28 protein-coding genes are annotated in these 26,358 nt (G+C 72.5%); 23 read left to right on the top strand and 5 right to left on the bottom strand.

What is annotated here, in order from left to right; genetic code table 11:
- Positions 1-3: 3 nt before the first annotated feature.
- Positions 4-993, top strand: coding sequence for a helix-turn-helix transcriptional regulator (locus tag K4G59_RS18855; RefSeq protein ID WP_231252604.1), 990 nt, complete (start codon positions 4-6; stop codon positions 991-993).
- 15 nt (positions 994-1,008) lie between these two features.
- Here K4G59_RS18855 and K4G59_RS18850 read toward each other — a convergent pair whose 3' ends face one another.
- The gene (locus K4G59_RS18850) at positions 1,009-1,923 is read right to left on the bottom strand and encodes a diacylglycerol/lipid kinase family protein (RefSeq protein WP_231252603.1); all 915 of its coding nucleotides are present in this window, start codon (positions 1,921-1,923) and stop codon (positions 1,009-1,011) included.
- Positions 1,924-2,041: 118 nt separating this feature from the next.
- Between K4G59_RS18850 and K4G59_RS18845 the strand changes: the two genes are divergently transcribed.
- The 3 genes from K4G59_RS18845 to purB are packed head-to-tail and all read left to right on the top strand — an operon-like array spanning position 2,042 to position 6,054.
- Positions 2,042-3,325, top strand: coding sequence for an adenylosuccinate synthase (locus tag K4G59_RS18845; protein ID WP_231252602.1), 1,284 nt, complete (start codon positions 2,042-2,044; stop codon positions 3,323-3,325).
- Positions 3,322-4,590 carry a phosphoribosylamine--glycine ligase gene (gene purD / locus K4G59_RS18840; protein ID WP_231252601.1) on the top strand — a complete coding sequence of 423 codons (1,269 nt, stop codon included), beginning with the start codon at positions 3,322-3,324 and terminating at the stop codon, positions 4,588-4,590. Before K4G59_RS18845 ends, purD begins: the two co-directional genes overlap by 4 nt.
- A gap of 45 nt (positions 4,591-4,635) precedes the next feature.
- Positions 4,636-6,054, top strand: a complete 1,419-nt coding sequence (gene purB / locus K4G59_RS18835) for an adenylosuccinate lyase (protein ID WP_231252600.1) — start codon at positions 4,636-4,638, stop codon at positions 6,052-6,054.
- Between the two features lie 112 nt (positions 6,055-6,166).
- Here the strand turns inward: purB and K4G59_RS18830 are convergent, their stop codons facing one another.
- Complete coding sequence (locus tag K4G59_RS18830; protein ID WP_231252599.1) at positions 6,167-7,618, bottom strand: MFS transporter; 1,452 nt, start codon at positions 7,616-7,618, stop codon at positions 6,167-6,169.
- Between the two features lie 49 nt (positions 7,619-7,667).
- On the opposite strand from K4G59_RS18830, the gene K4G59_RS18825 reads away from it, so the two are divergent.
- The 11 genes from K4G59_RS18825 (at position 7,668) to K4G59_RS18775 (ending at position 14,917) form a co-directional block, all read left to right on the top strand.
- Complete coding sequence (locus K4G59_RS18825) at positions 7,668-7,937, top strand: acylphosphatase (protein WP_231252598.1); 270 nt, start codon at positions 7,668-7,670, stop codon at positions 7,935-7,937.
- Positions 7,938-8,023: 86 nt separating this feature from the next.
- The gene (locus tag K4G59_RS18820; RefSeq protein ID WP_231252597.1) at positions 8,024-8,572 is read left to right on the top strand and encodes an antibiotic biosynthesis monooxygenase; all 549 of its coding nucleotides are present in this window, start codon (positions 8,024-8,026) and stop codon (positions 8,570-8,572) included.
- Between the two features lie 11 nt (positions 8,573-8,583).
- Positions 8,584-9,069 (top strand): hypothetical protein, encoded by a 486-nt coding sequence (locus K4G59_RS18815; protein WP_231252596.1) that lies wholly within the window; start codon positions 8,584-8,586, stop codon positions 9,067-9,069.
- Positions 9,070-9,078: 9 nt separating this feature from the next.
- Positions 9,079-9,972 (top strand): phosphoribosylaminoimidazolesuccinocarboxamide synthase, encoded by an 894-nt coding sequence (locus tag K4G59_RS18810; RefSeq protein ID WP_231252595.1) that lies wholly within the window; start codon positions 9,079-9,081, stop codon positions 9,970-9,972.
- On the top strand, positions 9,861-10,412 hold the full coding sequence (locus tag K4G59_RS18805) for an SRPBCC family protein (protein WP_269210433.1): 552 nt from the start codon (positions 9,861-9,863) through the stop codon (positions 10,410-10,412). Before K4G59_RS18810 ends, K4G59_RS18805 begins: the two co-directional genes overlap by 112 nt.
- Positions 10,413-10,444: 32 nt before the next feature.
- Positions 10,445-12,010 (top strand): long-chain-fatty-acid--CoA ligase, encoded by a 1,566-nt coding sequence (locus K4G59_RS18800; RefSeq protein WP_231252593.1) that lies wholly within the window; start codon positions 10,445-10,447, stop codon positions 12,008-12,010.
- Positions 12,010-12,195, top strand: a complete 186-nt coding sequence (locus K4G59_RS18795) for a hypothetical protein (RefSeq protein WP_231252592.1) — start codon at positions 12,010-12,012, stop codon at positions 12,193-12,195. Before K4G59_RS18800 ends, K4G59_RS18795 begins: the two co-directional genes overlap by 1 nt.
- A 151-nt stretch (positions 12,196-12,346) precedes the next feature.
- On the top strand, positions 12,347-13,360 hold the full coding sequence (locus K4G59_RS18790; protein WP_231252591.1) for a hypothetical protein: 1,014 nt from the start codon (positions 12,347-12,349) through the stop codon (positions 13,358-13,360).
- Between the two features lie 164 nt (positions 13,361-13,524).
- A complete protein-coding gene (gene purS, locus K4G59_RS18785) occupies positions 13,525-13,809 on the top strand; it encodes a phosphoribosylformylglycinamidine synthase subunit PurS (RefSeq protein WP_207082949.1) in 285 nt (94 codons plus the stop codon).
- A complete protein-coding gene (gene purQ, locus K4G59_RS18780) occupies positions 13,806-14,474 on the top strand; it encodes a phosphoribosylformylglycinamidine synthase subunit PurQ (protein ID WP_231252590.1) in 669 nt (222 codons plus the stop codon). The genes purS and purQ overlap by 4 nt, the downstream gene beginning before the upstream one ends.
- Positions 14,471-14,917: a DUF3817 domain-containing protein gene (locus K4G59_RS18775; protein ID WP_231252589.1), complete on the top strand. Its 447-nt coding sequence runs from the start codon at positions 14,471-14,473 to the stop codon at positions 14,915-14,917. The genes purQ and K4G59_RS18775 overlap by 4 nt, the downstream gene beginning before the upstream one ends.
- Positions 14,918-14,923: 6 nt before the next feature.
- Here the strand turns inward: K4G59_RS18775 and K4G59_RS18770 are convergent, their stop codons facing one another.
- The 3 genes from K4G59_RS18770 to K4G59_RS18760 form a co-directional block, all read right to left on the bottom strand.
- The gene (locus K4G59_RS18770) at positions 14,924-16,276 is read right to left on the bottom strand and encodes a glycoside hydrolase domain-containing protein (RefSeq protein WP_231252588.1); all 1,353 of its coding nucleotides are present in this window, start codon (positions 16,274-16,276) and stop codon (positions 14,924-14,926) included.
- A gap of 101 nt (positions 16,277-16,377) precedes the next feature.
- Positions 16,378-16,779: a hypothetical protein gene (locus tag K4G59_RS18765; protein WP_231252587.1), complete on the bottom strand. Its 402-nt coding sequence runs from the start codon at positions 16,777-16,779 to the stop codon at positions 16,378-16,380.
- A complete protein-coding gene (locus tag K4G59_RS18760; protein WP_231252586.1) occupies positions 16,776-17,846 on the bottom strand; it encodes a hypothetical protein in 1,071 nt (356 codons plus the stop codon). The genes K4G59_RS18765 and K4G59_RS18760 overlap by 4 nt, the downstream gene beginning before the upstream one ends.
- Positions 17,847-18,006: 160 nt before the next feature.
- Here K4G59_RS18760 and K4G59_RS18755 point away from each other — a divergent pair, with 160 nt between their 5' ends.
- The 8 genes from K4G59_RS18755 (at position 18,007) to K4G59_RS18720 (ending at position 26,356) form a co-directional block, all read left to right on the top strand.
- Positions 18,007-18,390 carry a hypothetical protein gene (locus K4G59_RS18755; RefSeq protein ID WP_231252585.1) on the top strand — a complete coding sequence of 128 codons (384 nt, stop codon included), beginning with the start codon at positions 18,007-18,009 and terminating at the stop codon, positions 18,388-18,390.
- Position 18,391: 1 nt separating this feature from the next.
- Positions 18,392-19,633 carry a TrbL/VirB6 family protein gene (locus K4G59_RS18750; RefSeq protein ID WP_231252584.1) on the top strand — a complete coding sequence of 414 codons (1,242 nt, stop codon included), beginning with the start codon at positions 18,392-18,394 and terminating at the stop codon, positions 19,631-19,633.
- 10 nt (positions 19,634-19,643) lie between these two features.
- Positions 19,644-21,956: a phosphoribosylformylglycinamidine synthase subunit PurL gene (purL, locus tag K4G59_RS18745; protein ID WP_231252583.1), complete on the top strand. Its 2,313-nt coding sequence runs from the start codon at positions 19,644-19,646 to the stop codon at positions 21,954-21,956.
- Between the two features lie 192 nt (positions 21,957-22,148).
- The gene (locus K4G59_RS18740) at positions 22,149-22,982 is read left to right on the top strand and encodes an alpha/beta hydrolase family protein (RefSeq protein WP_231252582.1); all 834 of its coding nucleotides are present in this window, start codon (positions 22,149-22,151) and stop codon (positions 22,980-22,982) included.
- A 35-nt stretch (positions 22,983-23,017) separates the two neighbouring features.
- A complete protein-coding gene (locus tag K4G59_RS18735; RefSeq protein WP_231252581.1) occupies positions 23,018-23,359 on the top strand; it encodes a sterol carrier family protein in 342 nt (113 codons plus the stop codon).
- A complete protein-coding gene (locus K4G59_RS18730; RefSeq protein ID WP_231252580.1) occupies positions 23,356-24,258 on the top strand; it encodes an NAD(P)-dependent oxidoreductase in 903 nt (300 codons plus the stop codon). Before K4G59_RS18735 ends, K4G59_RS18730 begins: the two co-directional genes overlap by 4 nt.
- A 10-nt stretch (positions 24,259-24,268) precedes the next feature.
- Positions 24,269-25,066 (top strand): GNAT family N-acetyltransferase, encoded by a 798-nt coding sequence (locus tag K4G59_RS18725; protein WP_231252579.1) that lies wholly within the window; start codon positions 24,269-24,271, stop codon positions 25,064-25,066.
- Between the two features lie 87 nt (positions 25,067-25,153).
- Positions 25,154-26,356 (top strand): substrate-binding domain-containing protein, encoded by a 1,203-nt coding sequence (locus K4G59_RS18720; protein WP_231252578.1) that lies wholly within the window; start codon positions 25,154-25,156, stop codon positions 26,354-26,356.
- The last annotated feature ends 2 nt before the right edge of the window (positions 26,357-26,358 follow it).

The following is a 26,358-nucleotide window of genomic DNA, read 5'->3' as shown; positions in this document are numbered from 1 at the left end:
AGCATGGCCGGCGACCCCTCCTCCGTGCTTGCGGCGCTCGGGCTCACCCGCGACGCCGAGCAGCTCTACTTCCGCCTCGTCCCGGTCTCGGGCCACACCCTGGTCGGCGTCGCTCGCCTGGTGCAGGAGCCGCCCGAGGGCCTGCTGCGCGCCTTGAGGCCGCTGCAGGAGCGCGGGCTGGTGGCCCTCGACGGCGAGCGCCTCGTCGTACCCCCTCTCGTGGAGGTGCTGTCCGAGCTGGTGCGCAAGGAGTCGCAGCAGGCTGCGACCTCCGCGGCGCGGCTGGGTGAGCTGGCGAGCGCGGTGCCGCACCTGGTCGCCGCCGCCACGCGGCCCGACGAGAACGACCTCACCGAGATCCGTCCGCTCGACGGGGAGCTGAGCTCGGGCGGCAACCCGCTCGAGCTGCTCCAGCTGATGCTCCGCACCAGCCGCGGCGACATGCTCTGGCTGCGGCCCGACGCGTGGGCGATGCCGCGCGAGGCGCGGGTGAGCACGGTCCTCGCCGAGGCGATGGCGACGGGACGCCGCTCGCGGGCGATCTACCCCGTCCGGGCCCTCACCGAGGCGCCGGACGCTCTGCGCACGCGCGCCCAGCTCGGCGAGCAGGTGCGGGTGATGTCGGAGGTGCCGACCAGGATGTTCATCCTCGGTGATGCACACGCCGTGCTCCCCGAGCCGCTCGGCTACGCCGACGAGCCGCGCGTGCACGTGCGGCAGCGCTCGGTGGTCTCGGCGCTCACGCTCTGGTTCGAGCTCCTGTGGTCGCGCGCCGCACCCGTCCCCGAGCTGGAGTCGGGCCAGGGGAGCCCCGACGAGCGCCGGTTCCTCCTCGAGCAGCTGATGGCGGGGGCCACCGACGAGGTGATCGCCCGCAAGCTCGGGATCGGCCTGCGCACGGTGCGTCGCCGGATCTCGGCGCTGATGACCGACCTCGGCGTCGACACGCGCTTCCAGGCAGGGGTGGAGGCCGTGCGCCGCGGCTGGCTCTGAGCCGTGCCGGGAGCGTCAGGCCGGCAGGATGAGGCGGTACGCCGCGGGCTCGAGGCGCCAGCTCCGGCTGCGCTCCGGGCCCGATATCTCGCCGTCGGCCGCCAGCCAGAACTCGTCGCCGCTGACCTTGACCGTGCTCCCGCGCAGGGTCACCACGTCGTCGCGCTCGTCGTGGTCACCGGTGCGCAGGCGAGCGACGTAGCCGAGCTTGGCGAGCGGGGTCACGGCGCGGCTGATCATCACGTCGAGGCGCCCGTCCTCGGTGTCGGCGTCGGGGTTGAGCTCGGTGCCGCCGCCGACGTTGCCGCCGTTGCCGATGGCCACCATCAGGACCGGGCGGTCGACGTCGTTGACGACCTTGCCGTCGATCTCGACGCGCATCCGCCAGCTCGGCGGATGGAAGGCCGACAGCGCGGCACCGATCGGGTAGCCGAGCTTGCCGAGGTTGACCTTGCCCACGCCGGCCGACCCCAGACGGGTCTTCCACCTCGCGCCCTTGCGGCTGGCCTGGGCGCCGACGCCGACGTGGACGTTGTTGACCACGATGTTGCCGACCTCGTCGACGAGCAGGTCGACCTCGCGGGCCTCCCCGCTCAGCACCAGGCGGGCGGCGTCCTCGATCTCGAGGGGGATCCGGTTGCCGCGGGCGAAGTCGTTGCCGGTGCCCATCGGCAGCAGGGCCAGGGTGGTCTCGGCCAGCTCGTGGCGCTTGTGGAGGGCCTTCACCACCGCGTGCATGCTCCCGTCGCCACCGGCGACGACCACGGTGCGGCCGCCGGCGCGGTGCAGCACGCCGTCGAGCTCACCCGGGTTGGAGGTCTTGGCGACCTCGACGGAGGCGTCCTCGCGCAGGATGGCGAGGGCCACGGCCAGGCGCTCCTCGTCGGAGGTCCCGGCATCGGCGTTGGTGATGACGAGGAGTGAGCGCACGAGGCGGACACTAGTCCACGGCGACGAGTCCGAGGTGCGGTAGCGTGGCTCCGCAAGAGCCCCGATGCCTTGTGCCGGGGCTGTTTTCATTTCTGCCGGAAGACAGAGGAGGGCTGAGATGCCCGCAATCGTCGTGCTCGGCGCCCAGTGGGGCGACGAGGGCAAGGGCAAGGCCACCGACCTGCTCGCCACCACCGACCCGATCGACTTCGTGGTCCGCACCAGCGGCGGCCACAACGCCGGTCACACGATCGTGATCAACGGCGAGAAGTACGCCACCCACCTGCTGCCCAGCGGCATCCTGACGCGGGGCGCCACCTCGGTGATCGCCGGTGGCGTGGTCGTCTCGCCGGAGGCGCTGTTCCGTGAGCTCGACGGTCTCGTCGCCCGCGGGGTGGAGGTCGCCGACCTCAAGGTGAGCGCCAACGCCCACGTCATCGCCAGCTATCACGCGACGATCGACAAGGTCACCGAGCGCTTCCTCGGCAAGAACCAGATCGGCACCACCGGGCGCGGCATCGGCCCTGCCTACGCCGACAAGATCAACCGGGTCGGCGTACGCATCGCGGACCTCTTCGACGAGAAGATCCTCACCCAGAAGGTGGAGGCGGCGCTCGACGTGCGCAACCACCTGCTGACCAAGGTCTACAACCGGCGCGCCATCGAGGTCGACGTCGTCGTGGAGGAGCTGCTGTCCTACGCCGAGCGGCTGCAGCCGATGGTGTGCGACACCTCGCTCCTGCTCAACCAGGCGCTCGACGCCGCGCAGACGGTGCTCTTCGAGGGTGCCCAGGCCACCATGCTCGACGTCGACCACGGCACCTATCCGTTCGTGACGTCCTCCAACCCCGTCGCCGGTGGCGTCTGTGTCGGCGCGGGGGTCGGTCCGACCCGCATCGACCGCGTCATCGGGGTCATCAAGGCCTACACGACGCGTGTCGGCGCCGGTCCCTTCCCGACCGAGCTCTTCGACGAGGACGGCGTCCAGCTCCAGAAGCTCGGCGGCGAGATCGGCGTCTCGACCGGGCGCACCCGCCGCTGCGGCTGGTACGACGCGGTCGTCGCGCGCTACGCGAGCCGGGTCAACGGCCTCACCGAGTTCTTCCTCACCAAGCTCGACATCCTCGGTGCGTGGGACCGGATCCCGGTCTGCGTGGCCTACGAGATCGACGGCAAGCGGGTCGAGGAGATGCCGATGACGCAGACCGAGTTCCACCACGCGAAGCCGGTCTACGAGTACTTCGACGGCTGGAGGAGCGACATCTCCGGGTGCCGCAGCTTCGAGGACCTGCCCGCCAACGCGCAGGCCTACGTCCGGGCGCTCGAGGAGATCTCCGGCGCGAAGATCTGGGGCGTCGGCGTCGGGCCCGGTCGGGAGCAGACCGTGGTGGTGCACGGGTGAGGGTCCTCGTCGTCGGCACCGGCGGACGCGAGCACGCGCTGGCCCTGGCCCTGTCCCACGACGCGGCGGTGACGGAGGTGCACGCCGCCCCCGGCAACCCGGGCATCGGCGAGGTCGCCGCGCTCCACCCCGTCGACCTGATGGACGGGACGGCCGTCGCTGCGCTCGCGACGTCGATCGGCGCGGACCTGGTGGTCGTCGGCCCGGAGGCCCCGCTGGTCGCGGGCGTCGCCGACGACGTGCGCGACGCGGGCATCGCCGTCTTCGGCCCGTCCCGTGCCGCGGCCCTGCTCGAGGGGTCGAAGACCTTCTCCAAGGAGGTCATGGCGGCCGCGGGCGTGCCGACCGCCGGATCGCGCACGTGCACCACGCCCGAGGAGGTCGCCGCGGCGCTGGACGCCTTCGGAGCGCCGTACGTCGTGAAGGACGACGCGCTCGCCGCGGGCAAGGGCGTGGCGGTCACCACCGACCGCGCCGAGGCGCTGGCCCACGCGGCGGGCTGTGACCGGGTCGTCGTCGAGGAGTTCCTCGACGGTCCCGAGTTCTCGCTCTTCGTCGTCTGCGACGGCACCGTCGGCCGCCCGCTGCTGCCGGCCCAGGACTTCAAGCGCATCTTCGACGGCGGCCGCGGCCCCAACACGGGCGGCATGGGGTCCTACGCCCCGCTGACGTGGCTGCCCGACGGCATCGTCGACACCGTGATGGCCGAGGTCGTCGGACCGACGCTTGCCGAGATGCAGCAGCGCGGCGCACCCTTCGTCGGCTGCCTCTACGTCGGCCTCGCGCTGACCGCCTCGGGCCCGAAGGTCATCGAGTTCAACTGCCGCTTCGGCGACCCCGACGTCCAGCCCGTGCTCGCGCTGCTGACCTCGCCGTTCGGCACCCTGCTCCGCGCCGCGGCCGACGGCGACCTGTCGACCGTGCCGGCGCCGACCTTCGCCGACGGCGCCGCGGTCTCGGTCGTCATGGCCAGCGCGGGATACCCCGAGGGGTCGAGCACCGGCGACGTGATCGTCGGCACCGAGACCCTGGCCGTCGAGACCGACGTCGACGTCATCCACGCCGGCACCGCGCGGACCGACGCCGGACTGGTGACGGCCGGCGGCCGGGTGCTCGCCGTGCGTGCGACCGGCTCGGACGTCGCCGACGCTCGCGCGAAGGCGTACGAGGGCATCTCCTCGATCAGCTTCCCGGGCGCGCAGTGGCGTCGCGACATCGCCGCGGAGCCGCTCGGCGTCGTCGAGGGTGCCGCGTCCCGTGGCTGAGGTCCGGGGACCGGTCGTGCCCGGCAGGTGGGAGGATGACTGCCCGTGAGCGTCCCCAACGTCCTGGCCACCCGCTACGCCGGAGCCGACCTCGCCGAGATCTGGTCGCCAGAGCACAAGATCGTCCTGGAGCGGCAGCTCTGGATCGCGGTGCTCGAGGCCCAGCGCGACCTCGGGATCGACGTGCCCGACGGCGTCGTCGAGGCCTACGAGTCGGTCGTGGACACGGTCGACCTCGACTCGATCGCCGCCCGTGAGCGGGTCACCCGCCACGACGTGAAGGCCCGCATCGAGGAGTTCTCGGCGCTGGCCGGTCACGAGCACATCCACAAGGGCATGACCTCGCGCGACCTCACCGAGAACGTCGAGCAGCTGCAGGTACGCCGCTCGCTCGAGGTGGTGCGCGACCGCGCCGTCGCCGCGCTGGTCCGCCTCGGCCGGCTCGCCGCCGAGCACGAGGCGACGGTCATGGCCGGCCGCTCGCACAACGTCGCCGCCCAGGCCACCACGCTCGGCAAGCGCTTCGCGAGCATCGCCGACGAGATGCTCATCGGTGTGCAGCGGATCGAGGAGCTGCTCGCGCGCTACCCCCTGCGTGGCATCAAGGGCCCGATGGGCACCTCCCAGGACATGCTCGACCTGCTCGACGGCGACGACGCCTTGCTCGACGACCTCGAGCAGCGGGTCGCCTCCCACCTCGGCTTCGAGCAGACCCTGACCAGCGTCGGCCAGGTCTATCCCCGCTCGCTCGACTTCGACGTCGTCGCCGCGCTGGTGCAGCTCGTCAGTGGTCCCTCCAACCTCGCGACCACCGTGCGCCTGATGGCCGGCCACGAGCTGGTCACCGAGGGCTTCAAGGAGGGCCAGGTCGGCTCGTCGGCGATGCCGCACAAGATGAACACCCGCTCGTGCGAGCGGGTGAACGGTCTCGCGGTGATCCTGCGCGGCCACCTGTCGATGGTCAGCGAGCTCGCCGGCGACCAGTGGAACGAGGGCGACGTCTCCTGCTCGGTCGTGCGCCGCGTCGCGCTGCCCGACGCGTTCTTCGCCACCGACGGGCTCTTCCAGACCTTCCTCACCGTGCTCGATGAGTTCGGCGCCTTCCCGGCCGTCATCCAGCGCGAGCTCGACCGCTACCTCCCGTTCCTCACCACGACCAAGGTGCTCATGGCCGCGGTCCGCAACGGCGTCGGGCGCGAGGCGGCCCACGAGGCGATCAAGGAGGCCGCTGTCGGGACTGCGCTGGCGATGCGCGCGGGGCAGGCCGACAACGACGTGTTCGCCAAGCTCGCCGCCGACGAGCGGCTGGGCCTGACCCGCGAGCAGATCGAGGCGCTCGTCGCCGACCCGATCGAGTTCACCGGGGCTGCCGTGGCCCAGACCCGTGCGGTCGTCGCCCGGGTCGAGGCGCTCGCGGCCCGCCACCCCGACGCAGCGGCGTACGTGCCGGGCGCCATCCTCTGACCGGCGGGCCGAGGTTGTCAGGCTCTCCCGCAGGTTGTCGGGTCGTGCATGCCCTGACAACCTCTGGGATCCCCGGCCAGCCGGGGATCCCGAAAGACCGCCCGCCCGCCCTCTAGTCCCCGCGCCGCCAGGACCGTACGGCGGCGGCGAGGGCGGCGGACAGCACCACGAGCGCCGCGAGGAGCGCCGCCCGGGCGGCCACCGGCGCGGACGCGACGGAGTCGACCGCGAGGTAGACCGTCATCAGCAGGGCTGCGCCGAGCGCGGACCCGATCCGCTGGCCGGTCTGCAGGGCGCCACCGGCGGCGCCGCCCATCCGCGGCGGGACCTCGGCGAGGGTGAGGGTGAAGTTGGGGGAGATGACACCACCGCCCCCGATGCCGGCGAGGAACATCGCCGGCGCGAGCGTCCACCACAGCCGGTCGGCCGGCTGGGTCACCAGCGCGGCGGCGAGGGCCGTGCCCGTCATCATCACGCCGAGCGCGAGCAGCGTGACGCGGCGCCCGATCCGGGCCACGAGCCGGCCCGCGAGCGGTGAGGTGGTCGCCGCCCCGACCGCGAAGGGCGTCATCAGCAGCGCCGCCCCGAGCGGGGAGAACCCCTCGCCCTCCTGCAGGTGCACCGACAGCACGAGGAAGATGCCGGTGAAGCCGGTGAAGTAGAGGGTGCCGACCAGCAGCCCGTTGGCGTAGCCGGGCAGTCCGCGCAGCAGCGAGACGTCGAGCAGCGGCGGCCGCTCCCGGCGTACGGTCTCGCGCTCCCACCGCACGAACGCCCACGCCAGCACCGGGAAGGCGAGCAGGCCGAGCAGCGGCAGGCTGGCCCCGCCCTCGAGGCTGATCAGCGGGTAGAGGACCGACAGCACCGCGAGCCCCAGCAGCAGCGCGCCCACCAGGTCGACACGCGGGTCTTTCTCGGCCGCAGCGCCGGAGTCGTTGTCGGGCACGAGGCGACGGATCAGCACCAGCGCGACCAGGCCGATCGGGACGTTGATGAGGAAGAGCGAGCGCCAGCCGTTCTCCTCGCCGAGAACGGCGATGAGCGCCCCGCCGATCAGGGGACCTGCGGCGGACGCGACGGCCACGGTGAAGCCGAACATCCCGAAGGCACGACCCCGCTCCTCGCCGCGGAAGAGCTGCTGGATCAGGCCGGAGTTCTGGGGCGTCAGCAGCCCCGCGCTGGCGCCCTGGACGAGCCGGGCGACGACGATCGAAGCCGCGTTGGGCGCCAGCCCGACCGCGAGGCTGGAGAGGATGAAGCCGAGCAGCCCGATCGTCATCATCCGGCGCCGGCCGTGGGCGTCGCCGAGTCGACCTCCCGCCACGAGCGTCATCCCGAAGGCGAGCGCGTAGCCCGAGACGACCCACTGGATCGTGGCGGCGCTGGTGTCGAGGCCGGCGCGGATCGAGGGGACCGCGACGTTGACGATCGTGACGTCGAGCAGCGACATGAAGCCGACCACGAGCGACACCGCGAGCACCCGCCAGCGCCGCGGGTCGGGCTCGTACGCCGTCTCGCCGGCCGCCCCGGCGCGCGCGGTGCGCTGCTGCTCGTCCTGGCTCACGGCCGAAAGCCTTGCACCCGCCCCCACGCGTCGGGGCAGGATGTCCCTCGTGAAGGCAGTCCAGGCGCGGGTCACCGGACGGGTGCAGGGCGTGTCGTTCCGGTGGTGCACCCAGGAGCAGGCGCAGCGGCTCGGCGTGGCCGGCTGGGTGCGCAACGAGCCGGACGGCTCGGTGCTGCTGCATGCCGAGGGTGACGACGACGCCGTCGACGCGCTCGTGGCATGGTGCCGCACCGGACCTTCGATGGCGAGGGTCACCGACGTGGCCGTCCGCGACGCGGCGCCGTCGGGCGCGACCTCCTTCGACGTCGGCTACTGACAGGGCAGACCGACCGATCCGACGTGGCCGGGATCTCGTCGCCGTCGGCTTCGCACCGCATGCCGCCGCGCCCGATCATGGTCACCATGAGCGCCCCCGTCACCGTGTCCGTCACCCGTCACGTCGACCCGTCGCACACCACCCAGATGCTCGCCTGGATGCAGGCGGGGACGTCGATGGCGGAGAAGTTCGACGGGTTCCTCGGCTCGGGCTGGGTCCGGCCGAGCGCGGACTCGGCCGACTGGCACATGCTCTACCGCTTCGCCGACGCCGAGGCGCTGGCTGCCTGGGAGGCCTCCCCCCAGCGCGCGTGGTGGCTCGAGGCGGCCGCCGGCGACGTCGTGGAGTCGCGCCGTGAACGGCGTACGGGCATCGAGGGATGGTTCGACGAGCCGGCGTCGGTCGAGCTGCTGAGCGCCGCTCCGACGGCGCCGCCGCGGTGGAAGCAGATGATCGTCATCTACCTCGTCTTCCTCCCGCTCAGCCTGGCCGCCAACGCCGTGGCGTCGCAGACCATCGCCGACTGGGCGCTGGTGGCGCGCGTCGTCCTGGTGACCACGGTGATGACCCCGCTGATGACCTACGTGTTCCTGCCGTGGATCACGCGCCGGATGGCGTGGTGGCTGCACCGCTAGGGTCTCGCGCCATGGGGGATGGTGATGTGGCCGACGCCGGGCGTGGCCGACGAGACGCACGCTGGATGATGATGTGGCTGTTCAGCGCAGTGGTCGGCGGCGTCTACGGCTTCACCCTGGTATGGGTGGCCGTGCTGACTGTGTCGGTCCAGAGTGGCGGTGACGGGCTCACCCTGCCGCTCTTCAGGTACGTCATCCGCAGCGTGGCCTTCGCCCTCGCCCACGCCACCGCCGGCCTTGTGTGCGGACTCCTCGTCGGGGTGGTGCTCACTCTCGTCGTCGGCGGCGCCAGGGACTTCCGCACCAGACGCGCCGCACGCCTCGCCGGAGGACTGACCCACGCGGCAGTGGCGGTGCTGCTGTTGGTGCTGCTCGGAGGAGGCTTCGATCGTCTGCTCTGGATGGTCGTCACCTCGGTCCTGGTCGGCCTCGTCGCGGGCTGGTGGCACGACCGACTCGCGAGCAGGCCCCGCGTCGAGGACTTCTACGCGCACTAGGCTGGCCGCGTGGCCGACCTGAAGATCCCCGAAGCCCCTGCGATCGAGGGCACCACCCACGTCCACTCCGGGAAGGTCCGCGACCTCTACCGCATCGACGCCGGCGAGCACGCCGGCCGGCTGCTCATGGTCGCCAGCGACCGCATCTCGGCCTACGACTTCGTCCTGGACTCCACGATCCCGGACAAGGGCGAGATCCTGACGCGGATGTCGCTGTGGTGGTTCGACCGGCTCGCCGGGCTCGTCGGCAACCACGTCGTGTCGACCGACGTCCCTGCCTCCGTCGCCGGTCGCGCGGTCATCTGCGAGGAGCTGGAGATGTTCCCGGTCGAGTGCGTGGCGCGCGGCTACCTGACCGGCTCGGGCCTGCTCGACTACCACCGCACCGGCGCGGTCTGCGGCATCGCGCTGCCCGCCGGGTTGCAGGACGGCAGCCGACTGCCGGAGCCGATCTTCACCCCGGCGACCAAGGCCGAGCTCGGCGAGCACGACGAGAACGTCGACTACGAGTCCGTGGTCGAGACCATCGGCGACGACGCAGCCGCGGAGCTGCGGATGCTGACCATGGAGGTCTACGGCAAGGCGCACGCCCAAGCGCTCGAGCGCGGCATCATCCTGGCCGACACCAAGCTCGAGTTCGGCCGGCGCGTTGACGGCACCACGATCCTCGCCGACGAGGTCCTCACCCCCGACAGCTCGCGCTTCTGGCCGGCAGCCGACTGGCAGCCGGGCCGCGCCCAGGCGTCGTACGACAAGCAGATCGTGCGCGACTGGCTCACCGAGGAGTCCGGATGGGACCGCTCGTCGGGCGAGGCGCCGCCGCCCCTGCCCGGGGCGGTCGTCGAGCGCACCCGGGCGAGGTACGTCGAGGCCTACGAGCTCCTGACCGGGGAGTCGTTCTGAGCACCCGGGCGATCTCCGCCACCGTCGAGCTCCCAGTGACGGCGGAGGCGGCCTTCCGCTACCTGTGCGACCCGCGCAACCGGCCCGAGTGGCAGTCGTCCCTGCGCTCGGTCGAGGTTCCTGCGGACGAGGAGCCCCACCTCGGCCAGGCCTGGCGAGAGACCACCTCGGTCGGTGTACGCCCCCACATGGAGACCACCGAGCTCGTGCCGTTCCGGGTCTGGACCGAGCGCGGGACCTGGCGCGGGGTGAGCGCGACGCTGACGCTGCACTTCACCGACGTGACCGGCGGCTGCCGGGTGCAGGCGGACGGGACGGTCGAGGGACGCGGTGCGTGGGCGGTCCCCGCCGTCGCTGCCGGGCTGCTGGGATCGGCGGCGATCGCCGCCGACCTGCGCAAGGCGGGACGGATCATCGCCCGCCGGCGAGACGACGGGTGACGGCCGTCACGACCGCTGAGTAGGTTGGCCGCATGTCGAACCTCTCCTCGCTGCTCGAAGGCTCTGCCCAGGCCCACCCGGACCGTACGGCGGTCGTGCTGGGCGACACGCGACTCACCTATGCCCAGGTGGACGGCGCCGCCAACCAGGTCGCGAACCTGCTGGTCTCGCGCGGCATCGAGCCGGGCGACAAGGTGGCGCTGAGCTGCCCGAACCTGCCGTACTTCCCGATCGTCTACTACGGCATCCTCAAGGCCGGGGCGAGCGTCGTGCCGCTCAACGTGCTCCTCAAGGGCCGCGAGGTGGCCTACCACCTCGACGACAGCGACGCGAAGGCCTACTTCTGCTTCGAGGGCACCCCCGACCTGGCGATCGGCGCCGAGGGTCACGCGGGCTTCGAGCAGACCGACGCGTGCGAGCACTTCTTCCTGATCACCGCGGACCCGGCCGCAGAGTCGCCGATCGAGGGCGTCCAGACGCTGGGCCAGGCGCTGCAGGGCCAGTCCCCGGCCTTCGAGACCCGCGAGGTGGACGAGGACGACACCGCCGTCATCCTCTACACCTCGGGCACCACCGGCCAGCCCAAGGGCGCGGAGCTGATGCACCGCAACATGATCTCCAACGCGCTCGCGGGCGAGTCGATCTTCGGTGCCGACGCCGCCAACCCCGACACGCTGCTGTGCGTGCTGCCGCTCTTCCACTCCTTCGGCCAGACCGTGATCATGAACGCCGGCTTCGCCTTCGGCGGCACCGTCGTGCTGCTGCCCCGTTTCGAGGCCGGCCCGGCGCTGGCGCTGATGGACAAGGAGGACGTCACCTTCTTCGCCGGCGTCCCGACGATGTACTGGGGACTGCTCGGAGCGCTCGACGACTCCGGCGTCGACGTGAAGAAGCTCGCCGACACCCTGCGCGTCGCGGCGGCAGGCGGGTCCGCGCTGCCGGTCGAGGTGCACAAGGAGTTCGAGCGCCGCTTCGGCGTGACCATCCTCGAGGGCTACGGCCTGTCCGAGACCTCGCCCGTGGCCAGCTTCTCGGTCTGGGGCGAGCCGGCCCGCGTCGGCTCCATCGGCAGGCCGATCACGGGCGTCGAGATGAAGCTCATCAACCCCGAGCCGGGCGTGCGTGAGGACCTCGAGGACGCCGAGGACGCGGTCGGCGAGATCGCGATCAAGGGCCCGAACATCATGAAGGGCTACTACGGCCGACCCGATGCGACCGCCGAGGCGATCGTCGACGGCTGGTTCCGCTCCGGCGACCTGGGCCGCAAGGACGCCGACGGCTGGTACTACATCGTCGACCGGTCCAAGGACATGATCATCCGCGGCGGCTTCAACGTCTACCCGCGCGAGATCGAGGAGGTCCTCCTGACCCACCCCGACGTCTCGCTCGCCGCCGTCATCGGCGTGCCCCACGACAGCCACGGCGAGGAGGTCAAGGCCGTCGTGATCCGCAAGGACGGCGCCACGGTCACCGAGGACGAGCTCGTCGCCTGGGGCAAGGAGCAGATGGCTGCCTACAAGTACCCCCGCATCGTTCAGTTCGTCGACCAGCTGCCCATGACCGCGACGGGCAAGATCCTCAAGCGCGAGCTCACCTGATGCGCGCCCTCGGCATCGCGCTGGGCGCGCTGATGGTGGTCGTGGGCGCGATCTGGACCTTCCAGGGGCTCGGCTACATCGAGGGCAGCGTGATGACCGACCAGACGATCTGGGCCGCCGTCGGCCCGGTGCTCGCCGGCTTCGGGGTCGCGCTGGTGATCGTGGCGGCGCGCCGGCGCGAGTGACGTACGCCGTCGCCTGACGTCGCCGACCGGGGAACCCTTCGCAGGCCGCAGGCCGCGGGGCTCGTCCGGCCTGCACCTGGTTCCCCAGCCGGTCGTCCACAGCCGCGGGGACGTGCGCATACGCCGACCCACGGCGGGGCAGGTGCTCTCAGTGACAGACTTCCATCCCTCCTGCCCTGCGCCGGTCGGACTGGTGCGTCCGGTGCGCGTCGATCCCGACGGGGACTCCGGGCCACGCCGCGGCACCGCGGCTGGTCCGTCGTGGCGCACCAGCAGCCACGGCCTCGTGGTCCCCGCACATGTGCCGCAGACGGTCGAGCAACGCATCCTCGAGGCAGCGGTGCGCCTCCCCGAAGGCGGGGTGGTCACGGGCTGGGCCGCGCTCCGGCTGGCCGGTGCCGCCTACTACGACGGCCTCGCCGGACGGACCCCGCGGCCGGTTCCGGTGCTGCTGCCGCACACGTCACGTATCCGTGGACCGGGGGTCCTGGTCGAGCGCACGCGGGGGCGGCTGCCCGAACCGGTCGTGAGGCACGGCGTGCCGTGTACGCCCGGTGACCTCGCGTTGCTGCACGAGCTCAGCAGAGCGACGTCCACTCGCGCTGCCGGGGTGATGGTCGACATGGCGCTCGCAGCCGGCGTCGTCGACCTCGAAGGGGTGCGTCAGGTGGCCGCGGTGCGACGCCTGCCCGCGGCGGCGGCGTACGCCCTCGAGCGGGCCTGTGCGGAGTGCCGGTCCCCCCGCGAGTCCGAGATGCTGCAGGTCTGGGAGTCCGACGTCGGGTTTCCCCGACCGCTCATGAATCGTCAGGTGCTGGACCTGTCCGGCCGGGTGATCGCCGTGGTCGACCTGCTGGAGCCCGAGTCCGGGACCTACGGCGAGTACAACGGCGCATCCCACCGCAGCCGCGAGCGCCAGCGGCGCGACGAGGCGCGGGCGGATGCGCTGCGGGGCGTCGGGCTGGAGGGGTTCGTCCTCGTCGCCGGCGACTCCGAGCGCGTCTGGCGCGAGCGGATGTCCTCGGCCCGTGGGAGAGCGCTGTGGCTGCGCGAGGACCAGCGCCGGTGGCGGCTGGGAGCCTTCGTCCCCGCTCCGCCGCTGCCGGACGAGGACGAGGAGGCCTTCGAGGCGCTCATGCTCGAGCACTACCGCTCGCTGGAGTGAGGTGGGGAACGATCTGCAGAGGCGCAGCCGGTCTGGGCCCGCAGGTCGTTCCCCAGCGCCCTGGCCAGCCGTGTCCGTCCACCCTGGTGCCCGCCGGGTGCGCCCGCGCGGCGGCTCACTAGAATCGGGCTCGCCCGCCTCCACCCTGTCCTCAGGAGCACCCCGTGGCCCGAGTCGTCGTCGACGTCATGCCCAAGCCCGAGATCCTCGACCCCCAGGGCAAGGCGGTGCTCGGTGCGCTGCCCCGCCTCGGCTTCGACCTCGTCACCGATGTCCGCCAGGGCAAGCGGTTCGAGCTCCAGGTCGACGGCGAGATCACCGACGCGGTGCTCGCGGAGATCGACAAGGTCGCGGAGACGCTGCTGTCCAACCCGGTGATCGAGGACTACGAGGTCCACGTCGAGGACCACTCCGTGTCCGAGGTGGCCCACGAGGCCGGTCGCGCATGAAGGTCGGCGTCGTCACCTTCCCCGGCTCGCTCGACGACGTCGACGCCCGCCGCGCGGTCTCCATCGGCGGCAACGAGGCGGTCGCGCTGTGGCACGGCGACGAGGACCTGAAGGGCGTGGACGCGGTCGTCCTGCCGGGCGGGTTCTCCTACGGCGACTACCTCCGCTGCGGTGCCATCTCCCGCTTCGCGCCGGTGATGACCTCGGTGGTCGAGGCCGCCGGAGCGGGCATGCCGGTGCTCGGCATCTGCAACGGCTTCCAGATCCTCTGCGAGTCGCACCTGCTCCCCGGTGCGCTCATCCGCAACGACCACCGCAAGTTCGTCTGCCGCGACCAGCGCCTGCGCATCGAGCGCGTCGACACCCCGTGGACGTCGGCGTACGCCGCCGGTGCCGAGGTCACGATCGTGCTCAAGAACGGCGAGGGCGGCTTCGTCGCCGACGAGCCCACCCTCGACCGGCTCGAGGGGGAGGGCCTGGTCGTGGCGCGCTACCTCGACGACAACCCCAACGGCTCGCTGCGCGACATCGCCGGCATCTCCAACGAGCGCGGCAACGTCGTCGGCCTGATGCCCCACCCCGAGCACGCGGTCGAGGACCTCACCGGTCCCGGCACGGACGGGCTCGGGTTCTTCACCTCGCTCGTCGAGCGCGCGTTCGCATGAGCACCCCGCACCGCCTCTTCCGCACCGCAGCGTTCGCCGAGGCCGTCACCTGGGCGCTGCTGCTGACGGGGATGTTCTTGAAGTACGTCACCGAGACCACCGAGCTCGGTGTGCAGGTCTTCGGCATGGTCCACGGCGTCGTCTTCGTCGCCTACTGCCTGGCCGCGGTGCTCGTCGCGGTCGACCAGAGGTGGTCGCTGGGTCGCCTGACGCTGGGCCTGGTGGCTGCGGTGCCGCCGTTCGCCACGATCGGTTTCGAGAGGTACGCCGAGCGCACGGGGCTCCTCGGCCAGCACTGGCGGCTGCGGAGCGAGCACCCGGCCGGTCCGGTCGAGCGGGTCACGGCGTGGCTCCTGCGCCGACCGGCGCAGGGCCTGCTCGTCGGCCTGGTGGCCGTCGCCGGTCTCACCGGCGTGGCGCTGGTCATCGGCCCGCCCGCCTGAGCGGTCTCAGCGACCCTGCTGCAGCTTGTTCCAGGTCTGGCGCGTCGCGACGCCCGAGACGGGGATGCGCAGGCGTCGCTGGTAGGCCCGCAGCGCCGCCTCGGTCTTGGCGTCCACGACGCCGCTGGCCCGGAAGCGTCCGGCCCCGGCGGCATTGAGCGCGCGCTGGAGGCGGTGGACCGACTCGCCGACCGAGCCGCGCTTGACCGTCGTACGTGCACCGGCGGAGAGCAGCGCCGTCCAGTGCCGCTTCTCGAAGGTGTCGGTGGGGGTGAACTTCCGCTTCGCCTGCCAGGCGCGCGCCGCCGCGACGGTCGCTGCGTCGTAGGAGCCGTTGACCGGTCCGGCGTAGGTGCCCTGCTCGGTGAGCAGGCACTGGAGCACCTTGACCCGGGTGGGCTGGGCGGTCGAGGGCGTGAGGGTCGGGTACTTCCAGAACCCCAGCCGGGTGCCGGGGCAGCGGCCCTCGGGCACGGGCACGGAGCCGGCGCCGAGGTCGATGAAGTTGCTGTCGATGTTGATCGTGACGCCGCCCCACGTCTCGTTGTGGCCGCCGAGGTACTGCTTCATCCGGCCGCCGGGACGCCAGCCGTCCTCGGGGATGTAGGTGGTCGAGGTGTTGGGGACGCCGTCCCAGCGCGCGATCCAGATGCGGTCCGGCAGGGCGAACTGGCCCGGGCGCTTCGTGCGGGCGTCGTCGAGCATCTTGATGCCTGAGCTGGCGCTGGAGTAGAAGCCGGCGACGTAGCCGAGCGCCTTGATCCGGCTCACCCAGGCGCTGGTGAAGACGAGCGCCGACTCGCGGCAGTGGGTGTTGGTGAGGTCGAAGCCCTCGAGGTCGTACCAGATCGTGCTGCCGGGTCCGATGCCGTACGCCGTCGCGTCGGCGGCGTTCTTGTCGGCCTCGGTCGCGCCCTGCTGGGCCGCCCTGGCGTAGCCGCCGGTGGGGGTGGCGCTGATCCGGAAGTCGTCGGCGTAGCGGGGGAACCGCGGCTGGCAGGAGGCCTGCGGGCCCAGGGCGATGGGCAGCAGCCGCCAGCCGCGGGCGACCTGGGTGGCGACCCAGGTGGGACTGAGGTTGGGCTGGGTGCGGCAGGCGCGCGAGTCGCCGGAGATGTAGATGCCGACGGCGGAGAAGGGCGACTTCCTCCACCACGTGTTCATCGCCTTCTGCGTCGGCGCGACGCACTGGTCGAAGCCGTAGCCGGTGAAGTCACCGGGCGTGGCCAGCGCGACCTGGCGCTGCGAGGCCGAGCGGGGCGCCGGCTGGTCCGCGGCGCCGGCGGGCACCATGGTCGCCAGGGGCGCGGCGAGGACGAGCGTCGCGGCGGCGAGGAACGTACGGGGCAGGCGACGCATGATGGCTCCGGCGGGTCGGACGAGGGGTGGCAGCGGGGCCCAGAGAACCACACCAGTCACACCCGTCACAGGCCTTCGCGCGAACTACAGGCGTGTAGTTCTCACGCGTCGCGGGTGGGCACCTCGTCGAAGATGAAGTTGCCCTTGGCCTCCTCGGCCTCGATCAGCTCCTCGAAGGCCAGCGCGATGTCCTCCTGGTGCTCCTCGAACATGCGCGTCAGGTGGCCCTGCAGCAGCGAGCCGTTCGAGGACTCGCCGGAGAAGACCTGCTCCCAGGTGTCCTCGCCGTCCTTGATCTTGCCGACGAGGGTGCGCATGTCCTCGCCGAGCTCGCCGGACTCGGCCTGCTCCTCGAGGACCTTCTTCTCCTCCTCGGTGAGCAGGGGACGGGAAGTGAGCTCGTCCACGGTCGCCTGCAGGTCCGCGAGACCGGTGCTCAGGTCCTCACGCGCCCCGGCGATGGCGGCCAGGATCTCTGCCTGGCTGCGCAGCTCCTCGCTCATGCCGTGACGGCGACGGGACGCTGGCCGATGGTGGGCGTGGCGACCGAGCGCGGGTCGCGGGTGACACTGCCCGGCGCTCCGGTGAGGGTGGGCGCGGTGGCCGTGGAGACCGGCGCCCTGTCGCCGTCGAAGAAGCTCTTCACCGTCTCGATGAAGGCCTTGACCTGCTGGAGGACGCTGATGAGCTTCATGATCGCCTGGTAGGCCTTCATCACGGCCTGGAAGGCCTGGAAGACCGCCTGCACGACGCGAGCCCAGCCGACGCCCGGGATGCTCATGGTCGCCAGGGCCGCCGAGACGGTCTGCACGGCCGACTTCACGCACTGCACGACCGCCAGCGCGGTCTGCCAGGCGTCGCGGCAGATCTGGACGACGTTCTGGCCCATCTGCACGAGCTGCGCGGCCTGGGTGTCGAGCGAGCCGACCCACGCGCCGATCTGCCCGATCGCGGCGTCGGCGGCGCCGCCCTGCCAGGTCCTCGAGATGGTCTGGCCACCGCTCTGCAGGTTGGCCGCCACGCCCTTCATCGACGCTCCCAGGCCGCCGAAGCACGACCCCTGCATCGAGGCGCCGACCACGTCGCCGCCGATCTTCTCGGCGAGCTCGGCGCGGATGTCGAAGCCGGTCAGCATGCGCACCAGGTCGCACACGGTGTCGTAGGGGAAGCCGAAGCTGATCTGCGGCAGGCTCGTCTCGGTCGGCGCCGCCCGGCGGATCGTGGTCTCGGCGACGTCGAAGAAGCTGCTCGAGCCGTCCCGCGCGTCGACGCCGTGCGCATGGTGACGGCGCACGACCCCGTCCTCGGTCAGCGTGAAGTCGCGTGCCGTCGCGCGCAGGGCCTCGGCATGGTCGCGCATGCCCGTGCCGTTGTCCTCGAGCGACTGGTGCACCGAGGGGAGGAGCGCGTTGTAGGCGCCCATCATGGTCTCCAGGATCGGGCCGAAGTCGGTCTGGACCAGGCTGTGGCCGCCGTTGCGGGCGATCCCGGTGAGGTCGTCGCTCGCCCGCCGGACCTGCGCGGACCAGGCGTCGAGCTCGGACAGGTCGACGGTCATCACGGCGTGCATCGCGGCTCCTGGAGTCGTTGCCTGAGGCGGTCCCGGGGGTGGGGCCCGTGCTGGCCTGCTTCCCCGAACCTGCCGCCTCGAAACCGCGTCCACGGAATTGTTCACCCACAGGCGTCGCGCGAACGTGTTTGGTCCACCGGGTCGCGGGTATCCCGCTGACGTGAACGGAAGCGGCAAGCGGTCCCTGATGCAGGTCGAGCCGACCAGGCTGGTCGAGCTCGCCGCCACGTCCGAGAGCGTCCTGAGGTCGATGGCCCAGGACTGGAGCACCGCACTGCCCGACCTCGCGGCCGCCTGTGACGGGCTGGGCGACGCAGCCGGCGCGCTCGCGGTCTCCACGTCGTACGCCGACTCGCTCGCCGATGCGGGCGAGGTCGTGGCCGCGCTGGTCCGGACCCTCGGCCTCGGCGTCGCGGGCCTGGTCGACGCGGCGCAGGACGCGGTCCGGGCCGACGACGCGGTGGCCGTCGAGCTCGAGCGCGCGGCGCACCACGTCGCGCTCGACGGCTTCGACGTGGCGCCGCGCGGTCCGAGGGGCGGCTGACGTGCCCGCCCATCCCTGGCAGCTGCGTGCCGACGTGCGCCCGCTCGACGAGGCGGCCGAGACCTGGACCCGGGTCGCGGAGCTGATGTCGCGTCACGGCGACGAGATCGTGGAGGCGGCCCGCCGTGCGACGGAGGGCTGGGACGCAGCGGCTGCGGAGAGCTACGAGCAGCACCGCCGGCAGGTCCTGGTCAGTCTCGACCGGTTCACCGCCCTGGCCGCGCAGGTCTCGCTGTCGCTGCGCACCATCAGCTCGATCATCACCTCCTCGCAGGAGGAGCTCGACCAGGCCTGGACCGCCGTCGCGGTGATCCCCCACGAGGTCGTGGGCGAGTCACGTCACCTCGTCTTCCACCCCTCGGAGGACGACGACCGCGGCAAGGTCGACCGCGGGCACCTCCGGGCCGAGGAGATCCGTGGCCGGCTGACGCTGTCGCTGGACCAGGAGAGCGCGCGGTTGCGGGCCGCCCGTGCCGAGCTCGTCGACGTACGCTCCCGGCTCACCGAGCTCGCCGGCGGCGACTTCCCCGGTGGCTGGGACGGCGACGGCCACGAGCTCGGTGTCGGCGCGCTGGCGGGGCCGTCCACCTCGGTCGCCGGCTCCGCCCAGACCGGCGTGGGGGCACTTCCCCCGATCGCGTCGGTCTCGGTCTCCGTGCCCGACCTCACCGGCCTCGCGTCGACCGGCCTCGCGCCGGTCGCGGGGGCCGCCGGTGCGCTCCTGGGTCGCCGCGGGGCGGGCAAGCGCGCGGCGAGCAGCGGCTCGCCGATGATCGGCGGGATGGCGGCAGGGGCGATGGGAGCCCGGGCAGGCAGCGCGTCGCGGCAGGTCGCGGGCGGTCGGGCCGGCTCGCGTCGACTGGCGACGCCCCGCCCGGAGGGGGCCGACGACGGTGCCGCGCGCGGATCAGCCTCCACCGCAGCGAGCGCCGGCCCGGCCCGGGGCGTCGGGGCCGTGCCCCGAGTGGGGGACAAGGCCGACCGCGACGCCCTGGGGGCCGCGCCGAAGGACGCGGAGAAGGAGGCCAAGCGCACGCTGCTCGAGGAGAAGCGCGCCGAGCGGGCCGCCCGGAAGGCACAGCGCGAGGCGGAGCAGGAGTCCGAGCGCGGCCCGGGCGCCGCGGGGGAGGCGCCCCTCGACGACGACCTCGACGTCTGCGACGAGGAGGACGCGGAGCGTCCCGCCGCGATCACGGTCGTCCACCATGCGCCCGGCGAGGAGCCCGGGGAGCCGCGGCGGTAGATTGGGGGCCGTGCCCGAGACGAGCGTCCACCGGTCCGCATCCACCACCTCTGGCGCCTCGGGCACCCTCGACACGGTCGCCATCGCCGCGGCCGACGCCGAGCGGGACCAGCCGTGGGCCGAGCTCGGCCTGAAGGCCGACGAGTACGCCCGGATCCGCGAGATCCTCGGGCGCCGGCCGACGAGCTCGGAGCTTGCGATGTACAGCGTCATGTGGAGCGAGCACTGCTCCTACAAGTCGACCAAGGTGCACCTCAAGCAGTTCGGCGAGATCCCGCAGACGACGCCCGTGGGGAAGATGCTCGCCGGCATCGGCGAGAACGCAGGCGTGCTCGACATCGGCCAGGGCTACGCCGTGACGTTCAAGGTCGAGAGCCACAACCACCCGTCCTTCGTCGAGCCCTACCAGGGCGCGGCCACCGGCGTTGGCGGCATCGTCCGCGACATCCTCGCGATGGGCGCGCGCCCGGTCGCGGTGATGGACCCGCTGCGCTTCGGTCCCCTCGACGCCCCCGACACCGCCCGCGTGCTGCCCGGGATCGTGGCCGGCGTCGGCGGCTACGGCAACTGCCTGGGCCTGCCCAACATCGGCGGCGAGGCGGTCTTCGACGAGACCTATGCAGGCAACCCGCTCGTCAACGCGCTCTGCGTGGGCGTGCTCCGCCACGAGGACCTCCACCTCGCCAACGCCACCGGCACCGGCAACCAGGTCGTGCTCTACGGCGCCCGCACCGGCGGCGACGGCATCGGCGGCGTCTCGGTGCTGGCGAGCGAGACCTTCGACGAGGGCGGTCCGGCCAAGCGCCCGAGCGTCCAGGTCGGCGACCCCTTCATGGAGAAGCTCCTCATCGAGTGCACCCTCGAGCTCTTCGCCGCCGGCGTCATCGCCGGCATCCAGGACCTCGGCGGCGCCGGGCTGTCCTGCGCCACCTCCGAGCTGGCCTCGGCCGGTGACGGCGGCATGCACGTCGAGCTCGACCGGGTGCCGCTGCGCGACTCCACGCTGGCCCCCGAGGAGATCCTCATGAGCGAGTCGCAGGAGCGGATGATGGCGGTCGTCGAACCCGGCGACGTCGAGGCCTTCATGACGATCTGCGAGAAGTGGGACGTCGAGGCCGTCGTGGTCGGTGAGGTCACCGACACCGGCCGGCTCCACATCGACTGGCACGGCGAGCGCGTGGTCGACGTACCCCCGCGGTCGGTGGCGCACGACGGCCCGACCTACCAGCGCCCCTTCGCCCGCCCCGACTGGCAGGACGCGCTCCAGGCCGACGGCGCCGAGGCGCTGCCGCGGCCCACCTCCGGCGAGGAGCTGCGGTCCACGCTGCTCCGGCTCGTGGCCTCGCCGAACCTCGCCGACAAGTCCTGGATCACCGACCAGTACGACCGCTACGTCCAGGGCAACACCGTGCTCGCGCAGCCGGCCGACTCCGGCATGGTCCGTGTCGACGCCGGGACCAACCTCGGTGTCTCGGTCTCCACCGACTGCAACGGCCGCTTCGCCAAGCTCGACCCCTACACCGGTGCCCAGCTCGCGCTGGCCGAGTCCTTCCGCAACGTCGCCACCGGCGGCGCGCGCCCCCTCGCGGTGTCGGACTGCCTGAACTTCGGCTCGCCCGAGGACCCCGACGTGATGTGGCAGTTCGCCGAGGCCTGCCGCGGCCTCAAGGACGCCTGCCTCGAGCTCGGCATCCCGGTCACGGGCGGCAACGTCAGCCTCTACAACCAGACCGGCGAGACCGCGATCCTCCCGACCCCGGTGGTCGCGGTGCTCGGTGTCATCGAGGACGTCACGCGTCGTACGCCGACCGGCTTCGCTGCCGCGGGCGAGCAGGTGCTCCTCCTCGGCGAGACCCGCGAGGAGCTCTCCGGCTCGGAGTGGGCCCACGTGGTGCACGGCCACCTCGGCGGGCTCCCGCCCCTGCTCGACCTCGCCGCCGAGCAGGCGCTCGCCTCGCTGCTGCAGGACGCCTCGCGCGACGGCGTGCTCACCAGCGCCCACGACGTCTCCGACGGCGGCCTGGCGCAGGCGCTGGCAGAGTCGACCTTCGGTCGGGGGATCGGCGTCTCGGTGTCGCTGGACGGTGTCTGCGACGACCCGTTCGTCGCGCTCTTCTCCGAGTCGACCGCCCGCGTGCTGGTGACCGTGACCGACGAGCAGGCCGACGCGTTGACCGTCCTCGCCGAGCGCCACGGCGTACCCCTGGCTCCTCTCGGCCGCACCGGCGGCGACACGATCTCCGTCGAGGGCGTCCTCGACGTCCCGGTCGCCGAGGTGAAGGCCGCCTGGCAGGCGACCCTGCCGGCGGTGCTCGGCTCCTGACTCGTTCCCCCTCGTCGCGTTCCCCGGGTACCCGGGGAAACTGGAGCCTCCACCCCGAAGTTTCGGGGTGGAGGCTCCAGTTCGGCACTGGAAGCTCGCGCTCAGCCCGAGCGCCGCACCGCCCGTACGCCGACCACGAGCCCGACTGCCGCGACGACCCAGCCGCGCGCCTCTCGGCTCCGAACCCCTCCCATGCGCCGTCGTACGCTGCTCGCCCTGCCCGCACTCGGGCTGGTTCCGTCCGCGCTGCTGAGCGCCTGCTCCGAGGAGTTCTCCGTGTCCGACGCAGCCTCCGGTCCGACTGCCGCGCCGGAGGGCGCCGAGCTGATCGCCTACGGCGGCGACCCGTCGCAGGTCGTCGAGCTCCACCGCCCCGACGGTGACTCGCGCGGAGTGGTCGTGGTGATCCACGGCGGGTTCTGGAAGTCGGCGTACGACCTCACGCTGGGCCAGCCGCTGGCCCGCTCGCTCGCGGCCGAGGGCTGGACCGCCTGGAACATCGAGTACCGCCGCGTCGGCAACGGCGGCGGCACCCCGCAGACCTTCGACGACGTCGCGGCCGCCATCGACGCCCTTGCCGACGTGGAGGGCCTGGACACCTTGACCGTCGTGGCTCTCGGCCACTCCGCCGGCGGGCACCTCGCGGTCTGGGCGGCGGGCCGCGAGGCGCCTCGCGTCGCGGTCACCCACGCCATCTCCCAGGCCGGAGTCCTCGACCTCGTCATGTCGGAGCGGATGGGTCTGGGTGGCGGTGCCGCGGCAGCGCTGCTCGGCCACGAACCCGGCCCCGACGACGCCCCGTGGGACCCCCAGCAGCAGGTCCCGCTCGACGTGCCGGTGTGGTGCGTGCACGGCATCGACGACGCGATCGTCCCGCTGGGTCAGTCCGAGGGCTACGTCGTGGACGCCCGGGCCGCCGGCGCGCAGGCCGAGATCGTCCGCGTGGAGGGCGACCACTTCGTCGTCATCGACCCCGAGAGCCAGGCCTGGACCGCGACGCTGGCGATCCTCGACTCCATCGCCTGAGCCGGCCGTGCCCCCCCGGGGGCTAGCCTCGCCCCGTGCCCGCCCGCCTCCGGAAGCTCACTCGCTCCGACCTCGCGCACGCCCACGAGCAGGGCGACACCAAGGCGCTGGTCAAGCACTACCTCGCCGTCCTCGAGCAGCGCGCGCCCGGCCGCTCGGTCGAGGTCCGCGTGCCTCCCTTCGCTGCCGTACAGGTCATCGAGGGGGTCCGGCACACCCGCGGCACGCCGCCGGCAGTCATCGAGACCGACGCCGACACCTGGCTGGCTCTCGCCACCGGGCGTACGACGTGGCACGAGGCCGTCGGTGCCGGCACCGTCCGCGCGAGCGGGGAGCGCACCGACCTGACGGCCTACCTCCCGCTGGGGGCACCGTGAGGGCCGCCGTCGCGACCGAGGAGCTCGCCGACGCGATCGGTCCGGTCGACGGTGCCGAGGTCGTCGTCTGGAACGGCGACGGCCCGCCACCCGAGGGCGAGGTCGAGCTCTGGGTGCCGCACTACGCCACCCGCGCCGACGTGATCGACCGGGGCCACGAGCTGCGCGGCCTGCGCGTGGTGCAGCTCCAGAGCGCGGGGTACGACGGCGTGGCGGAGCGGCTGCCGGACGGCATCACCCTGTGCAACGCCACCGGCGTGCACGACGACGCCACTGCCGAGCACGCGGTCGGCCTCGTGCTGGCCAGCCTGCGCGGCATCCCGGAGGCGGTGCGCAGTCACGGCCACTGGCAGCCCATGCCCGGACGCCGTTCGCTGGCCGACGCGCACGTGCTCGTCCTCGGCTACGGCTCGATCGGGCGTGCGCTGGCCGAGCGACTGCTGCCGATGCGGACCTCGATCACTGCCGTCGCCTCACGCGGGCGCGACGACGACCTGGTCGGCCGGGTGCGCGGGATCGACGACCTGCCCGAGCTCCTGCCGGAGCAGGACGTGGTGGTCGTGCTCGTCCCCCTGAGCGACGCGACGCGCGGGCTCCTCGACGACGACGCGCTCTCGCTGCTCCCGGACGGCGCCCTGGTCGTCAACGTCGCCCGCGGCCCCGTGCTCGACACCGGGGCGGTGCTGCGCCACGCCGGACGGCTGCGCTTCGCGCTCGACGTCACCGACCCCGAGCCACTGCCCGACGGGCACCCGCTGTGGTCCGCGCACGAGGTGCTCATCACCCCGCACGTCGCGGGAGGCACGACCGCGATGCTGCCGCGCATCGCGGCCCTCGTCCGCGTCCAGCTCGAGCGGATGGTCGCTGGTGTTGCGCTGGTCAACGTGGTGAGCCACTAGCCTCCGCACCATGCACGTGAGCTCCCTGGGATTCCGCACCGACCTCGCCCTGCTGACCGCCTCCGGCAGCATCGTCGAGGACCGCGGCACGCACCTCGTCGTCCGCTCGCCCGACAACCCGTCCTACTTCTGGGGCAACTTCATCCTGCTGGCGCAGCCGCCCGTCCCGGGCGGCGAGCGCGAGGTCGTCGGCGCCTTCCACACCGAGTTCCCGCTGGCCGACCACGTCAGCATCGGCATCGACACCGCCGACCTCTCCGACGACGCCCGGGCAGCCTTCGAGGCCGCCGGCATGACCGTCGACGACGCCACCGTGCTGACCGCGTCCGCCCTGGTGGCGCCCCGCGAGGTCGCTGCCGAGGTCCGCGCCCTCGACGGAGACGACGACTGGGAGGCGCGCGCCCGACTGAGCCAGCAGCTCTACCCGCAGACGCCCGAGGAGGCCTTCATGACCTTCGCGCGGCAGAAGAACGTCCAGGAGCGCCGCCTCGTCGACGCCGGTCGCGGGCAGCGCTTCGGCGCCTTCGTCGACGGCACGCTCGTCTCCACCGCCGGCGCCTTCGTCACCGAGGACGGCGTCGCCCGGTTCCAGAGCGTCGAGACACACCCCGACCACCGTCGCCAGGGTCTTGCCGCAGCCGTCGTCCACGCCGCCGGCCAGGACGCCCTCGACCGGCTCGGCGTACGCACCCTGGTGATCGTCGCGGACACCGACGGCGAGGCCGTCGGGATCTACCGCCGCCTCGGCTTCGCCGACGCCGAGCGCCAGCTGATGCTCGAGAGGCGCAGCGGCGAGTGGGGCGCTTGACAGAGAGCGGTCGCGCAGCCTAGTTTCCGTTACCTGAATCAGGTCTCAGGTTTGTGCTGGGGCCATCAACGGAAAGGTAGGGGAGTCATGCGGCTCACCACACACCACGTTCTCGCCTCGGCCGCGGCGGCCACTGCCGCCGTACTGACCCTGACGGCGTGCGCGCCCAGCGCCAGCGACGACGGAGGCGAGGCAGGGGCGGGCGGCGGCTCGATCGAGGTCGGGGTCATCACGTCCGAGACCGGCCCGCTCGCGGCGTACGGCACGCAGTTCCTGAGCGGGTTCGAGGCGGGACTGGACTACGCGACCGACGGCACGGGCGAGGTCGCCGGCGTCACGATCGAGATCCGCAACGGCGACGACACCGGCGATCCGGACAAGGCCGTGCAGCTGGCCAAGGAGTACGTCGGCGACGGCGTCAAGATCCTGACCGGCACCGTGTCCTCGGGCATCTCGCTGAGCCTCGCCGAGCAGGCCGCGCAGAACAAGGTCCTCTACATCTCCGGTGCAGCGGCCGCCGACGCGATCACCGGCCTCAACGCCTACACCTTCCGCTCCGGACGCCAGAGCATGCAGGACGTCGCCACCGCCGGGACGTTCCTCGAGGACATCGACGGGCAGAAGGTCGTGGTCTATGCCCAGGACAACGCCTTCGGGCAGGGCAACTCCGCAGCGGTCGAGGCGCTCCTCGGCGCCGAGGGTGCCACCGTCGAGCCGCTGCTCGTGGGTGAGGACATCAAGGAGTTCACGTCGTTCTCCCAGCAGCTCAAGGACGCCGACCCCGACCTGGTGTTCGTGGCCTGGGCCGGTGAGACCACGGGGTCGATGTGGCAGTCGCTCGAGCAGCAGGGCGTCTTCGATGTCGCCCCGGTCGTGACCGGGCTCGGTGACGTCGCGACGTACGGCGCCTACGGCCCGGTGGCGGAGCGGATCAGCTTCCTCAGCCACTACTTCGGCACCGCTCCCGACAACGACGTCAACGCCGCGATGGTCGAGGCGGTCGAAGGCGCCGGCGGCACCGTCGACCTCTTCACCCCGGACGGCTTCACCGCCGCCCAGATGATCGTGCGAGCGATCGAGGAGGGCGACGGTGACGTCGAGGCGATGGTCGAGGCGCTCGAGGGCTACACCTTCGCCGCGCCCAAGGGCGAGGTGACCGTCCGCGAGGGTGACCACGCCCTGCTGCAGGAGATGTACCAGGCGCGCCTGGTCGCCGACGGCGACTCGTTCACCCCCGAGCTCGTCGAGACGGTGGCCGCCGACCAGGTCGCCCCGCCCGAGGCGGGCTGAGC

Origin of the sequence: Nocardioides furvisabuli, from assembly GCF_021083185.1 — a bacterium.
GTDB classification, from domain to species: Bacteria; Actinomycetota; Actinomycetes; order Propionibacteriales; family Nocardioidaceae; genus Nocardioides; species Nocardioides furvisabuli.
This window is presented reverse-complemented; position numbering and strand designations above follow the sequence as displayed.